This is a genomic window from Wolbachia endosymbiont of Kerria lacca, assembly GCF_051602725.1.
Classification (GTDB): domain Bacteria; phylum Pseudomonadota; class Alphaproteobacteria; order Rickettsiales; family Anaplasmataceae; genus Wolbachia.
The window spans coordinates 1,208,605-1,223,249 of record NZ_CP192272.1 but is presented as its reverse complement, the minus strand read 5'-3'; the positions used below and the strand labels follow the sequence as shown (position 1 = coordinate 1,223,249).

Sequence of the window (14,645 nt, the reverse complement as noted above, 5' to 3'; positions counted from 1 at the left end):
ATATGTTGTCACAATTATTGTTTGAATGTCTTTCAGAAGAAATTCCATCAAGAATGCAGAATTCATCTGCAGCTCAGGTTAAGAGCTATATCACTAATGCTTTTAGTAAAAATAATGTGAAATTTGCATCTATAGAAGTTTATGTGACTGCACGTCGCATTGCTCTTTTTATTGATAGCATAAGTGCTTTAGAGCTAAAAGATTCTAACAATGAAATTAAAGGACCAAGAGTTAATGCACCGAAAAGTGCTATCGAAGGTTTTTTGAGAAAAAATCGGAAAGGTGAAGAAGATTTACTCATTCGCAAAGTAAATGATGAAGATTTTTACTTCATTAAGAGAGAAAGCTGCTTATTTAACATCAACGGGTTTCTCAAAAATCAACTGGAGGAAATGCTAAAAAACTTTTCTTGGCCAAAGAGTATGAGATGGAGTGAAAGAAAAGAGAGATGGGTTAGGCCAATTAAAAATATTCTATGTATTTTAAATGACGAAATAATACCTATATCTTTTGCAGGGGTTACAGCATGCAACGTGACGTATGGTCATAGGTTTCTTTCAGGTGATGCAGTACTTACTGTTAAAACACCCAAAGACTATTTTGAATTGTTAGAAAAAAATAATGTCATTCTCCAGTTGGACAAAAGAAAGCAATTTATACTAGATCAGATTAATAAGTTTACAAAAGAGGAGAACTTACAACTTGAAAAAAATGATTATTTACTTAATGAATTGGCAGGGCTTATAGAGTGGCCAATAGTATTATTTGGTAAAGTAAAATCATCAGAATTACCGAAGAAAGTAATACTTAGTATAATTAATACGCAGCAAAAGTATCTTGCTTTAAGTGATGGACAGAAAATATCACATTTTGTTACTGTTGTAAATGTTAACAACAATGAAGTTGTCAAAGGCCATGAAAGAATATTAGAAGCACGTCTTGCTGATGCCCAGTTTTTGATATCTCAAGACAAGAAGGAAAACCTAGATTACTATGTCAAAAAATTGAGCTCTATTTCATTTCATGCTTCGCTCGGTAGCGTAGAAGAAAAAGTGAAGCGTATTATCGCTCTTTCAAAGTATATAGCGATATTTATTCCACATGCTTCATTAATTAAAGTTGAACGTGCTGCATATTTAGCAAAGGCAGATCTTGCAACGTTGATAGTGAAAGAATTTCCGGGATTGCAAGGAGTAATGAGTGGATACTACGCTTCTTATTTTCAAGAGGATAAAGAAGTAGTGGAAGCTATAACTGAGCACTATAAGCCAATTGGATCGGACCAAGAATGCCCTAGATCTCCTACTGCGATTGCTGTAGCTATTGCAGACAAAATGGATAGTTTGGTTGGCTTAATTGCAGCAGGTGAGAAAATCTCTGGTTCGTATGATCAGTTTGGTTTGCGTAGAATGACAATTGGTATAATTAGAACAATACTTGAAAATAATTTGCATATTCCAATTAGATTGCTGATAGATAAGTCAGTATCTTTATGTTCAAGGCTTCTATTGAATAAAAATATAACTCCAGTTGATAAGCCAAGTGAAAAACAAATTTTAGAACTAGTATTTAAATTCTGCTTAGAAAGGTTCAAGATTATTTTAAAAAATAGAAATATAAGGCAAGATGTTGTAGATTCAATACTATATAAAGTCGATATTAATGATCTGCTGAAAGCGGAAAAGCAAACTGTGATATTGGATCGTTATCTTAGTACAAAAGAAGGTGAACAGGTTCTAAGCACTTATAAAAGAGCCAGTAACATGATGAGCAAAGTGAGAAAAAGTGATGGCACTACTTATAATGCATCTTACAGTAAGAAGTTTTTGATTGAAGATGAGGAGATTGCGCTATCAAATTGTGCTATAGCTGCTTGTAAAAACATCAAACAAGCGATAGAAAATAACGACTTTAATACAGCGCTTGATGAACTTGCTCGTTTTGCTCCATTTATCAATCAATTTATGGACAGTGTAAAGATTAACTGTGATTCTAATGAGCTTAGAATAAACAGGTTATCTTTGCTTGCAAATGTTGTTTCTACCTTTCATTTAGTAGCAGAGTTTAACCTTATACAGGTTAAACAATTGATAAATGCTCAGGCAATATAAGGAACAAATCAAATCATCTCCACAATCCTGTGGCGTTTATAAGATGATTGGAGATAAGAGTAAGGTTTTATACATTGGTAAAGCAAAAAACTTGAAGTCGAGATTATCTGACTACCTTCAATTCGAAAACCTTTCTGAACGAATCAGAGTAATGATCTCACAGGTTATTAAGGTTGAAATATTCATCACTGAGAATGAAATCGAAGCATTGCTTCTTGAAGCACAGTTAATAAAATCGTTAAAACCATCTTATAATATTTTGCTTAGGGATGGAAAATCTTATCCTTATATAACAATTTCTAAGCATGATTATCCAAGAATAGCGAAATATAGAGGTAAGTTTAAGAAGAATGAGTTTCATTACTACGGCCCTTTTCCATCTGCTGCTGCTGTTAAGAACACTATATTATCATTGCAAAAAGCTTTTCTCTTAAGAGTATGTTCAGATCAATATTTCTCTTCAACAAAAAGACCATGTCTTGAGTATCAAGTTAAGCGCTGTTCAGCACCATGCGTAGATAAAATTACAAAAGATGATTACTGCAAATCAGTAAAACAAGCACAAGATACTCTGCTAGGAAGGAATAAAGAAGTGCAAAGACAGCTATTTTCTACAATGGAAAAGTGCAGTAGGGAAATGAACTACGAGCTTGCTGCTGTCTATAGAGATCGATTGAAATTTCTTCAGCAAATTCAAATGCAGCCAATGGATTTTTCTTTTGAAGAAGATGCAGATTTCTTTAGCGTTGTACGTGAGGCAGACTTAGCATGCATTGGTGTACTATCTTTCAGAGATAAAGGTAACTATGGAAGCATTCCTTACTTCATTGAGAATTGTAGTGATCATTCAAATGATGAAATTTTATCCACCTTTTTGGTCAATTTGTATAATCCAGTTAACACACCACCAGCGCAAATTTACGTTCCCGATTTTATTAAGGATAAGGAAATTATAGAACAAGCACTTTATGCTCTTACTCAAAAATCAATAAAAGTTTTGCATGCGAAAAATAGTAAAGAACGTGATTTGTTGAATTTTATTTACAATAATTCTCAGCATAGTCTAGAACAGAAGCTTACTGATTATAGAAATAACCTAGAAAAGCTCGAAGAGCTTAGGAAGATTTTCTCGTTACCAAATATTCCAAAGCGTATCGAGGTTTATGATAATAGCCATATATCTGGAAATCAACAAGTTGGTGTGATGATTGTTGCAGGGCAGGAAGGTTTTTTAAAAAGTGAATACAAAAAATTTACTATAAAAGAAGAAATTTCAGGTGATGACTATAAAATGATGAGAGAAGTGCTGACTAGACGTTTCTCTGGCAATATAAAAGATATAATCCCTGATTTTTTACTGATTGATGGCGGTCCAGGACATGTTTCCATAGTGCAGAATGTGTTGGAAATATTGAATATAAAAGTTCCTTTTGCTTGTATGGCAAAGGGTCATGATCGTAATGCAGGAAATGAAAGATTTTATGTGCCGGACAGAGAAGAATTTACTCTAGCAAGTGACAGTAAGGTCATGCTTTATTTACAATTGCTGCGTAATGAAGCTCACCGTTTTGCGATAACTTCGCATAGAAAAAAACGCGATAAACAGTTTTTTGCTTCACAATTAAGTGAAATATCCGGTGTTGGCAGTAAAAGAAAGAAGGCACTCATGTCTCATTTTGGTTCTGTAGAAAATATAAGCAAAGCTTCTCTAGCTGAAATTCAAAACGTACCTGGAATTAGTAAAGGTTTAGCAGAAATCATTCTTCAACACGTGAATTCTAAGAAAGGTACTCCTAAATAGGTACTCTAAAATTAACCTTTATTTCTTCTTAATAAGACATAAAAAGCTCCTTTGCCACCATGTTTTTTTATGGCTTGCTGATAGTATAAGATCATATTTCGAACTTTTGTGTCATTCAACCACTTATTTAAGCTATTCTTTATAGTGTCTATTTTATCTGTACTATTACCATGCCCCGTAATTACTAATAAGCACCTATTCCTTGCTTGATAATTTTTGATAATAAAATCTATCAATTTACAATAAGCATTATCTATACTATAGCCATGCAAATCGAGTTTATCGCTTATAAAATATTTGCCCCTATCGATCTTTAATTTTGTATTGTAGTCAAGACAAAATGATGAATCACCATTATCAGTATTAAGAAAATTTTCTTGTAAACTAGAGGCACCTTTATCAATCATAGATTTTATATTTACTTTGTGATCAACTTTCAAAGTAACTTTTCCACATTCTATTGGCTTAACATTTTTTTGCCAATCTAACTCATCATCTGACATAAATTCATTAATTGAACTGCATAATTTTACAACAATATATAAACACAGTAAAATATTGCTTATTCTATAAAAAACTGATTTTCAATAATGAGATGAAATCATCAAAAGCTAATGAAAACTGTTGGATATATGGAAAGCACACTTGTATTTCAGCATTAAGAAACAAAAATAGGCGGTGTATAGAACTGTTAGTAACAGAAAATTTCTACAGAGAATTTGAGAAAGAAATTAAACAATGTGCAGATAGTAAGGGCATTAAACCTCGACTGGTAGAGAACAAAATGTTCAATGATGTTTTACCCAAAGGTGTCAATCATCAAGGAATTGCTTTAAAAGTTGCTCCTATTTTTCACAGCTTAAATATCGAAGAAATAGCTGAAGGTTCAGGTGACAGCTCTACTATAGTCATTTTAGATCAAATTACTGATACACACAATATAGGGTCGATTTTAAGAACCTCAGCTTGTTTCAACATTGATGCACTGGTTTTACCACATCACCATTCACCGAGCGAAAATGCATCTATCGCAAAAGCAGCAAGTGGAGCACTGGATATTGTTCCTCTAATATACGTTACAAACATAGTAAAAACGATGGAGTCTTTAAAAAAGATAGGCTACTGGTGTTATGGGTTTGATTGCAATGCAAAGGAAAATATAGATGAAATAAAGAATTTTGGGCAAAAAAGAGTAATTATTTTTGGTTCTGAAGAGAAAGGAATGCGGAGATTAGTGAAAGAAAGTTGTGATTATCTTTTAAAAATTCCAATGTCAAACGTAATTGATAGTCTAAATGTTTCAAACGCAGCAGCAATAGGACTATATTCCATTTACATTAAAACAAAAATCACTGCAAATTAGTTGCAATAAAACAAGGATGTCATTCCAGCATGTGATACTGGAATGACAACAGTGAATGACATCTTGCGATGTCATTCACTAGCACTTACATTACCAATCCCAAGAAAGAGGTGAACTTGAATCTGTTGGAATCTCGAAGGATGGCTGTGACACTATCTCTTTTATCTCATTTTTAAGCCATTCGCTACCATCTTCTCCAGCTTCTTTAATAGCTTTCTTGAAACTGCTCTCTAGTACAGCTTTAGCAGCTTCAGTGACGTTACCATTATCATTTATAGCATTTCCTATTGTAGTTAACTTAATTAACTCAGCGTTTAAGTCAGCAGGCATCTTATCAGTCTTAGCCTTTATAGCAGTGACATCAGCTCCTAAGGTATCTGTAATCTTATCAGTCTTAGTTTGTATTGCAGTAACCTTATCTCCTAAATTAGCAGAATTTGTAGCAGTTTCTATAGCAGTTACTTTAGCTGTTAAGTCAGCTGGAATAGTATCAGTTTTAGCCTTTATAGCAGTAACATCGGCAGATTTAGCTAAAGGAGCTAGTTCAGCAGATTTAGCTAAATTACCTAACTCAGTTCCTAAATCAGCAGGCATCTTATCAGTCTTAGCCTTTATAGCAGTGACATCAGCTCCGAAGGTATCTGTAATCTTATCAGTCTTAGTTTGTATTGCAGTAACCTTCTTTCCTAAATTAGCAGCACTTGTAGCATCTTTTATAGCAGCAACATCAGCAGTAAAGGTATCTGGAATAAATACAGTCTTAGCCTTTATATCAGTGACATCAGCTCCTAAGGTATCTGTAATCTTATCAGTTTTAGTTTGTATTGCAGTAACCTTGTCTCCTAAATTAGCAGCATTTGTAGCAGTTTCTATGGCAGTTACTTTAGCTGTTAAGTCAGCTGGAATAGTATCAGTTTTAGCCTTTATAGCAGTGACATCAGCTCCTAAGGTATCTGTAATCTTATCAGTCTTAGTTTGTATTGCAGTAACCTTATCTCCTAAATTAGCAGAATTTGTAGCAGTTTCTATAGCAGTTACTTTAGCTGTTAAGTCAGCTGGAATAGTATCAGTTTTAGCCTTTATAGCAGTGACATCAGCTCCTAAGGTATCTGTAATCTTATCAGTCTTAGTTTGTATTGCAGTAACCTTATCTCCTAAATTAGCAGAATTTGTAGCAGTTTCTATAGCAGTTACTTTAGCTGTTAAGTCAGCTGGAATAGTATCAGTTTTAGCCTTTATAGCAGTGACATCAGCTCCGAAGGTATCTGTAATCTTATCAGTCTTAGCCTTTATTCCTGATATCAGATCTGTTCCGACTTGAGTTTTTATGGTAACTAAGTCAGCGCTTAAGTCAGCTGGAATAGAATCAGTCTTAGTTTTTATTGCATCTACATTAGTTCCAATACCTAATAATGTAGCAATTGCACCTCCAGTCATGAACTTTGTTGCTGTAGCACTGTAATCTATTTCAGCAGCACCATTAGGTTCATACTTAAAAGTGTTGAAAACATTAGTAGCATTGTCTACACCAAAGGTATACTTATTCTGTGCAGCATCTTCATAAATTATGCTTTTAATGTTAGGGGATGGTACATTTCCTCCAGAGTTGTCTTTAAAAGTTAAACTAGCCATATCACTTTCCGTTAATTATAAAAACCATAATGTGCATGAAAATAATATAAATTCCGTAAATACTAGATTTTGCATAAGATTTCCTTGAAGCTTTTCGCTTCAGAATTCTTCTCTTGTGATCTAAGTATGTAGCAGACGATGTCATCCTAGTAGCCCCTTTGGTGTTATTCCAGTGCTTGACACTGGAATCCATTTTTCCATCATAAGAAACGTTGATTACTTTTATACTAGCAAATTTACTGGATGCCAGTGTCTGGGCATTGGAATAACAAAAAGAGGGCAGGGCCCTCCTTATATATTAGATATAGGCTGAGTTATGATCGTGATAAACGTGATCGCTTGCGCAGTCGAACATTTTCACAAAACCATTCTCTAGATAGAGATTATATTCATGATGTTGATCTAATAACTCAAAGTTATCTTGTGTTTCTAAGCTGAAGTGACTTGAATCTGATAGCAATTCGTAATTTGGATTATCTATTTTACTAATGCTGCTTATTACTTTGCCATTACCATTTGATATAGCCAAACTATAACTATCACCATCCTTCATTATTTTGATGGATACCTTATCTTCAGGTAACACTATAAGCTTTTTCGTGTCACTATCGTGAATTAGAAATTTGCCATCTTTAAAGTAATACTTGTCTTCCGGCAAAGCACCAATCTTATAATCCGATGTATGCAGTTTGTTCCAAAAATCTAACACAGATTGCTTATCTGCTCCTTCTGCTCTATTATACAAGGCTTTCACATCATTATAATCTATGATTACATTTGCCTTATGCTTTCCTTCTACATCTCTATCATAGCTCTTTTCTATTTTCAAGATTGTGTCTTTCAACACTACCTGCTCTTTCTCCTCCACTGAAGCTGACCTTTTTGCCCTTGTTGGAATTTGTGGTTGATCAGACTGTATTTCACTGTTGTCGTTTCTCTCTTCAGCAACAACATTAGTAGTACTATGAACTTCTGTCTTAGTTTCACTTACTTGCCCTTTTGGACTTTCGGTTTGTTTCTCTTTTGTGAATATTCTCTGATAGTCCGTGTAGCCTCTGTTAGTATCACCGATATCGCCACTGCCTTGATCGAAAGTTATTTTTTTGCTTCCATTTCCCATATTCTCAATTTCAACTTGAGGAGAAACAGATGCGAGGAAATCATTATAGCTGTAGTTATAATCAGCAGAAAAGAATATTTTTCCTTTGAAGTTATGGAAATTATTAGATAACATTCCTATTTCTTCATCAGTATCACCATCAAATAGTTTTACTTTAGTGAAATATCTTTGATTGTTGATTCTCACTATTTCACCACTCGAGTTTCTTTGTATCTGATAATCATTTGGATCATGTTTAATGGTAAAAAGTTTACCAGGGGCATATTTTTCTAAGTTTATAAGGCCCACATTTATATGTTTATGAGAATAATCTCTCTTTTCATATTCATGTGCAAATACTGGGTTGATATATTTGTATTCTTCTGGTATAGTATTACCTTGAGCATCATACCTATATTCATTACCACGTTCATCAGCTGGCACTAATTTGTATCCTTCATCCTTTTGCACTAACTTTAGATGAGTAACTTCTTCAGGTAACTGATAGCGTACATTTTTTCCGTGATCATGAATGAATAAGTTACTCCCATTTACAACTTCACCTCTTTCATTTTTCATCTCTTCAGTGATATAGAAGCCCATATTTTTGAATGCATGTAGATTTTCGCCTCCTTGCTTTACAACCGCTTCGTATACATCGTCGTCTGTTCTATCAGTCCCTTTATCATCCAATAATGTTCCTTTTTCTACGATTACACCGCTTTCTCTTTGCTCATCAGAATATTGAGCATGCTTTGAATCCTGATAATTTAGAATTTTGGTCCCTCTAAGAAGCAGAGAATCTAAATCTTTTTGAATGTGTCCAGTGCTAGGATGCAACAATTCATTTTCATGTAAATGTGCTTCATCAAAGTATTCATCACGTTCAACTGTTCTGCCATCTATCAGAGAAGCTTTATAATGACCATTTTCTTTTGTAATAGCCATATAAGCACCACCGTCATATTGAGTATTCAAGTTGTGCAATATGTCCTCAAAAACAAAAGTTTCTTTAGTTTGACCTTCAACTTGCTTAAAAAAGCCCGATTCGCTCGACAACTCTCCAAGCTTTGTATTCCCATCATATATAGATAGTGCACCCATATCTCCGTGACCAAGAGCTTTGATAGAGAAAACTTTACCTTCTTGTAGATTAATATGAGCACCTCTGATTAGGTTTGGATCGATATTAACCATCTCTTCTAACATCTTTTCTACGTCAATGTTCTGAGTTTCTTTTACTTGTTTCAAGCCAGCGTTTATGGTTTTATCAAGCAAATCATCTTTCAGTTGTGTATATTTGTCCTGTGTAGCATTATATAATCTCTTACCTTCATTATGATAATTAGTGCTGGCTGAATTGCATTTTTCTACAAATTTCTCATAAGAGATCTCTCCTCTTTTGTATTGCTCGTATGCATCATGACGCTGTGTTTCTTCCTGTTCACGAAGGCTTTTCAACACATCATTATATTTTATATCCTTCTGCTTATCTAAGTCTTCTTTCCCATCATAGTAAGATTTTCTAAGATCTTCACCATATTTTGATAATATCCTCAAAGCTTGCATTTTATACTCTTGACTGTTTTGATATTCATTACCTTGTTGATCAGAGTAAGTTAGTTTATCCTGTCCATCAGGAGTTTTTACTACCTTTAAAAAATGATATTCCTTTGATATATCGAGGTTATCATTTGTTGCCCTATTAATAGCACGAGCAACATCATAAAATGCAACATGTTCTACAGGAGAAAAACTTCCAACGTTTTCTCCATCTATCTTTTCTATATTTGCTTTATAGTAGGATATGTTTTTAATTTCTCCACCCACTATTTCTTGACCAGTTGCTATAAAATCTCCTTTTGTAACTTGCAAAGCGTTGAGATGTTCCATTGCAGTTTCTGTATCATTCTCAGCAAGCCAACTTTTGAAGTCAGCATCATGTCCTTTTATGTCTTTCAAGAAACTTTTTGATTCATCTGAGTTACCTTGACGTAAAGCATCTAGGTAGTCTCTTAATAAACTAGGATCTTTTTCCTGTAAGTACATTATCAACGCATGACCAGTTTTATACACTAAACTGTTTTCTTCACCATTGGCTGAGTATTGTAAATTTAAAATTCCACCTAGATCCAAATTTGTGGCTTCAGTTTTATCAATGCTTGACCCTTGAGCATTGAACTTGTGATCTGAATGATGTTCAAAGTAATCTGCAATTCCCTCCATTAATACTGTAGGTAGAGATTTTCCTCCTGTAGCCAAGTAAGTTAAACCATGTGCAAATTCATGCTGAAGGTTATGAACGCCACCTTGCTGATAGACATACATCTCAGCAAAAATATCAGCTTCTCCTTTGTAGTAACATTTACCACCTTCATCTCCAAGGTAAGAACCAAAACGTTCGCTTCCACCAAGGTGAGTGTAATCAGCCTTATCATCAAACACATAAATTTTGAATGTTTGTTCTGAGCTACCAGGCTCCAGCTTAAATGCATCTTTAAAATTAGTAGCTGTTTCTCTTATCTCACTTTCAATGTGAGCAACTTTACTTGTTCTTAAATCATGAGAATGAACCTCTACTTTGATATTTAAATCTTTAACTTCTATGATATGCTTGTTGTTAAAATATTCATCTTTAGATATATTTTTATTTACTTGTCGATTGATTGTCATTACTTTAACCCCTAATTTATTAGTCTTTACAATATCAAGCATAAAGCTACTTCCGCTAAGAAAGTGTAAATTCTCATATTGATATAATTTATATCTTAATAAAAAAGTATAGATAGTTAACTCAATATGAAAAATCGAGAATATAGCTAAAATTCCATGGCTGTTAATAAGTAGCGGAATTATAATTAAGAAATTTACTGAGTAGAAAAAAAGGTAAAAAAATCCTTTAGTAGCGAGTTTTATAATGTAAATTGGCGTTGTAATAATGTCCTAACAAGCGCGATTTGGCTGAATGTAGAAAAAATAAAAAAGACATGCAGCCGCTATAATTTTTATGTAATTTGCCAATAAATATCTGAGTTTTTTACTGAATTTTTGTTGTTGAACCCGCGAGGATCAAAAACAAGGATAAGTACTCTTATTGGTATGATAAGGAAAGTGGGAAGGTTTGTCAAGGAGTTTCATTCAGCAAGAAGTCTAAAAGCAAATTGACTTTCATTTCACTGAAGCACTATACTAAAGCTACGATGGGTAATTAGCTCAGTTGGTAGAGCACTTGCTTGACGTGCAAGGGGTCGCTGGTTCGAGCCCAGTGTTACCCACGATTTTTGCTCATAAAAAGATTTTATATGACAGCAGTGCACAATGGCAAACACTCAATAGCAGAGTCCAAGCGCTTAATTTATTCCATAATAATAGTCGCAATAACAATGCTTATGGAGATAGCAGGTGGAGTAATTTCACATTCGCTTGCTCTACTATCAGATGCAGGACATATGCTCACTGATCTTTTTGCCTTGGTTTTAAGCTGGATAGCACACAAATTTTCAGCTAAGAAATCTGATTTACAGAGGTCATATGGGTATCACAGATTGCAGATAATTGCAGCATTTGTTAATGGTTTAACTCTATTTTTCATTGCAGCGGTCATTATAATTGAATCAATAAAGAGATTCATTTGTCCGGTCAATGTTGAATGGAAAGTAATGCTAATAATTGCCACACTTGGCCTGATCTCTAACATTATAGTCTTTTTTATATTACATAGTAAATGCGAAAGTAATATAAACATAAAAAGTGCTGTATTGCATGTTATCGGAGATATTTTAGGTTCTGTAGCTGCTATACTTGCATCCATAATTATCATGTTTACCGGATGGCAAATAGTGGACCCTATTTTGTCAGTATTTGTCAGTGTAATAATCTTAAACAGTGGATATAAAATTCTCAAGAATTCTTGCCATATACTCCTTGAAGGTACACCTGAGAGTGTATCTGCTGAGGAGATAAAAAGTGAGATTGTATCTAAGTTACCTGAAGTGATAGATGTGCATCATATACATGCATGGTCACTATCTGATAATTATTTTATACTTACTATGCATGCCAAGATAAAGCAAAATGGACAACACACTAATATTTTGTATGAGATAAAAAAAATACTATTAAATAGGTTCGAAATTGCGCACTCTACAGTTGAAATTGAATACGATGAGTGCGTAGACAGTAAAATACTTAAGCATTGACATCTATAGGCTATTTGTTATTACTACAATATCATAATATTATAGAGAGTAGGCTATGATAGGTGTTTCCCAAATACAATTTCCTGGAAAGGATTCTTACAGATTAAAGACAGCAAGTTACTTCGCAGCTTTTGTTTCTTTAAGCATTTTAGTTAATCCTGCCAATGTCTTTTTATCTTTTGCCACATTGTTTTTTAGATCTGAAATAAAAACTTTTTACGTTTATAAAGACATAAAAGCTGCAAAGCAGGAAAAAATAAGTAAAAAGGAATATTGGGAAATATTTTTTGAGAAAAATAAAATTAAGATAGCATCTTTCCTTTTATTTTTTGCCTCTATAACATATATAACTTTTACAACTACTTTCCTGCTTGTTTCGTTACTTGCAACAATACCACTTGCAATGATTTTAATTCTATTACAAAGTGAATTAAGGCCAAAGGATTTTAATCCATTTACGTTACTCAAAGCTGCTATTAGTTTCTTTTTAGAAGGCATAAAAGAAAACTCACGTGGGCTAGTCAATAGCTTTGATATTAAGCTTGAACATTTACTACCCCATCAATTAAATAATGATATCATTAAAAATATTGACAAATTAAAAGATAAATATACTGAACAAGTATCTGAAGACACTATTAATAATGAGGGATTTAAAGAATTTATTGAATATATAAATCACTTACATATGCTTGATGGCCAACCATTTAGTAATGAGAATAAGGGAAAATTAGTAATGTTTTTGCAAGATTTTTGCAAAGGTAATGAGAAACATAGCTCTGGCTTCACTGGTGGACAAATTCTTCTGTTAGTTCTTAGAGCCTGCAATGATGGAGATAGAGAAGCTGTAAAAAATAAAAAAGACGCGTTGATTGCAAATTTACTAGATAGCCAAACTTTCTCTAGAAAAGAACGAATTCCTAACACATGTTTTACTGGTGTTATCTACAGAATGTTAAGTACATTAGAGGGTATTCATTCCGATCCAGAGATTAAATTTACACCACCTAGACAAATGCTCCTTACAGAAGCAGAAAATGAAGCACGTAAGTTTATGTTAGACAGGCTAAAAAATAAGAAGAACAGTAAAGAAATTCTTAGGGCTTGGCATAACGCCCAAAATAATTATGAAGATGATAAAAGTCAAAAAATAGTTGATGATTTTATTGCAGAAGTAAGCGTTCCTTTAATGAGAAGGTTGCTAAGTTTTACTTCTCAGTATAGTGAACAAATTGTGCTGACATTAATGAAAAATATCAGCTCTGTAAAGTTAAATAAATTAGAGCACTTTGTGTTGGGTAAGCACATGAGAGATAGACTGCAGGAGCATGCTTTAGATGACCAACTCGAAAATATCAAAGAAAAAGTCTTTTTGAAGCTTTTAAACCAAAATTTACTTAGGATAGATTTTTCTCTTAAGGATTCATTTTTGAATGAAGCTAAGGGAATAGCTGACGAAATAATAAAAGAAGAAGTAGAGAAATTTAGGTCAGAAACTGCTGAAAAGGCTAGGAAAGTTAACCCTATAGAAGCTCAAATAGATGCTACATTGCAAAATCTGTCAGCCTTGCCACGAGAAAGGAAGTGTTGCATTGCATATAACAGACTAAATGGACAATATAAAGGTGATAAAAGAGAAATAATGGAGAACATCTTACTAAAAAAATTAGAGATAACGAAAGAAGAAATGAATAAGATGCTAGAAGAGTATGATATACGTAAGCTAAAATTAGCACTTGATGATGCATGTAAAAAAAGTGGAAAAAACATGGAAGAAATAATAAAAGAAGTAGAAGAAGTAGTCTCAAGTCGTCTCTCACATGGAGTATCCGCTAGTAATGTAGTAGAAGGAATGAGACATAGCTCATAAAAACTTACGTTCTCTGCCTTGCAGAAGATTTGCAATATTTTTGTAATGCTTCAAGAAAATTAATATCGCTACAGTGAGTAGTATAAGGAATAACTCCTTTTGAAAAAAGAAAGATGCTATAACAGCTGCTGCAGTAGCAGCCAAGGAAGCAAGAGAGGAGTACCGAAAGATAAAAAATACTATTAGCCAGACAAATACAAATGCTAATGCTATAGAAATGTTAAGTGCTATCAAAACTCCCAAAGTTGTTGCAACTCCCTTTCCTCCATTGAACCTTAGCCAAATAGGAAACATATGCCCTAGAACTGCTAAAATTGCAGATACATATATATAAAAATCGTTATTATCACAAAATTGTTGTGCTGTATAAACCGCGACAAATCCTTTCAAAGAGTCTAAAAATAATGCGAGGACAGCAAGTCTCTTATTTCCTGTTCTTGCAACATTTGTAGCACCAATGTTTCCTGAACCTACTTCTCTTAAATTTATACCATTTATTTTTGCAATAATTAAGCTAAACGGTATTGAACCGATTACGTAAGATAATATAAGAATTATATATTTCTCCAT

The 14,645-nt window shown here is 33.6% G+C and carries 9 protein-coding genes and 1 tRNA gene; 6 read left to right on the top strand and 4 right to left on the bottom strand.

The genetic code is table 11. From position 1 onward, the window contains the following. Positions 1-2: 2 nt before the first annotated feature. Together glyS and uvrC are read left to right on the top strand one after the other, a co-directional pair. Complete coding sequence (glyS, locus tag ACQ4M0_RS05675; protein WP_213863905.1) at positions 3-2,111, top strand: glycine--tRNA ligase subunit beta; 2,109 nt, start codon at positions 3-5, stop codon at positions 2,109-2,111. Beyond that, positions 2,095-3,912 (top strand): excinuclease ABC subunit UvrC, encoded by a 1,818-nt coding sequence (gene uvrC, locus ACQ4M0_RS05670; RefSeq protein WP_012481994.1) that lies wholly within the window; start codon positions 2,095-2,097, stop codon positions 3,910-3,912. Before glyS ends, uvrC begins: the two co-directional genes overlap by 17 nt. An 11-nt stretch (positions 3,913-3,923) precedes the next feature. On the opposite strand, the gene ACQ4M0_RS05665 is transcribed toward uvrC, so the two are convergent. Continuing rightward, the gene (locus ACQ4M0_RS05665) at positions 3,924-4,415 is read right to left on the bottom strand and encodes a Smr/MutS family protein (RefSeq protein WP_007302491.1); all 492 of its coding nucleotides are present in this window, start codon (positions 4,413-4,415) and stop codon (positions 3,924-3,926) included. Positions 4,416-4,507: 92 nt separating this feature from the next. Between ACQ4M0_RS05665 and rlmB the strand changes: the two genes are divergently transcribed. Beyond that, the gene (rlmB, locus tag ACQ4M0_RS05660) at positions 4,508-5,275 is read left to right on the top strand and encodes a 23S rRNA (guanosine(2251)-2'-O)-methyltransferase RlmB (protein ID WP_007302490.1); all 768 of its coding nucleotides are present in this window, start codon (positions 4,508-4,510) and stop codon (positions 5,273-5,275) included. A 90-nt stretch (positions 5,276-5,365) separates the two neighbouring features. On the opposite strand, the gene ACQ4M0_RS05655 is transcribed toward rlmB, so the two are convergent. Both ACQ4M0_RS05655 and ACQ4M0_RS05650 read right to left on the bottom strand, forming a co-directional pair. Beyond that, complete coding sequence (locus ACQ4M0_RS05655; protein ID WP_438456372.1) at positions 5,366-6,907, bottom strand: hypothetical protein; 1,542 nt, start codon at positions 6,905-6,907, stop codon at positions 5,366-5,368. 298 nt (positions 6,908-7,205) lie between these two features. Then, positions 7,206-10,721, bottom strand: a complete 3,516-nt coding sequence (locus tag ACQ4M0_RS05650) for a peptidase M2 (RefSeq protein WP_438456371.1) — start codon at positions 10,719-10,721, stop codon at positions 7,206-7,208. 487 nt (positions 10,722-11,208) lie between these two features. Between ACQ4M0_RS05650 and ACQ4M0_RS05645 the strand changes: the two genes are divergently transcribed. The 3 genes from ACQ4M0_RS05645 to ACQ4M0_RS05635 all read left to right on the top strand — a co-directional run bounded on the left by ACQ4M0_RS05645 (position 11,209) and on the right by ACQ4M0_RS05635 (position 14,075). After that, a tRNA-Val gene (locus tag ACQ4M0_RS05645) sits at positions 11,209-11,281 on the top strand. 27 nt (positions 11,282-11,308) lie between these two features. Beyond that, a complete protein-coding gene (locus ACQ4M0_RS05640; protein WP_007302486.1) occupies positions 11,309-12,205 on the top strand; it encodes a cation diffusion facilitator family transporter in 897 nt (298 codons plus the stop codon). 55 nt (positions 12,206-12,260) lie between these two features. Further along, on the top strand, positions 12,261-14,075 hold the full coding sequence (locus tag ACQ4M0_RS05635) for a hypothetical protein (RefSeq protein ID WP_438456370.1): 1,815 nt from the start codon (positions 12,261-12,263) through the stop codon (positions 14,073-14,075). On the opposite strand, the gene plsY is transcribed toward ACQ4M0_RS05635, so the two are convergent. Then, positions 14,070-14,645, bottom strand: a complete 576-nt coding sequence (gene plsY, locus ACQ4M0_RS05630) for a glycerol-3-phosphate 1-O-acyltransferase PlsY (RefSeq protein WP_052264701.1) — start codon at positions 14,643-14,645, stop codon at positions 14,070-14,072. The genes ACQ4M0_RS05635 and plsY overlap by 6 nt on opposite strands.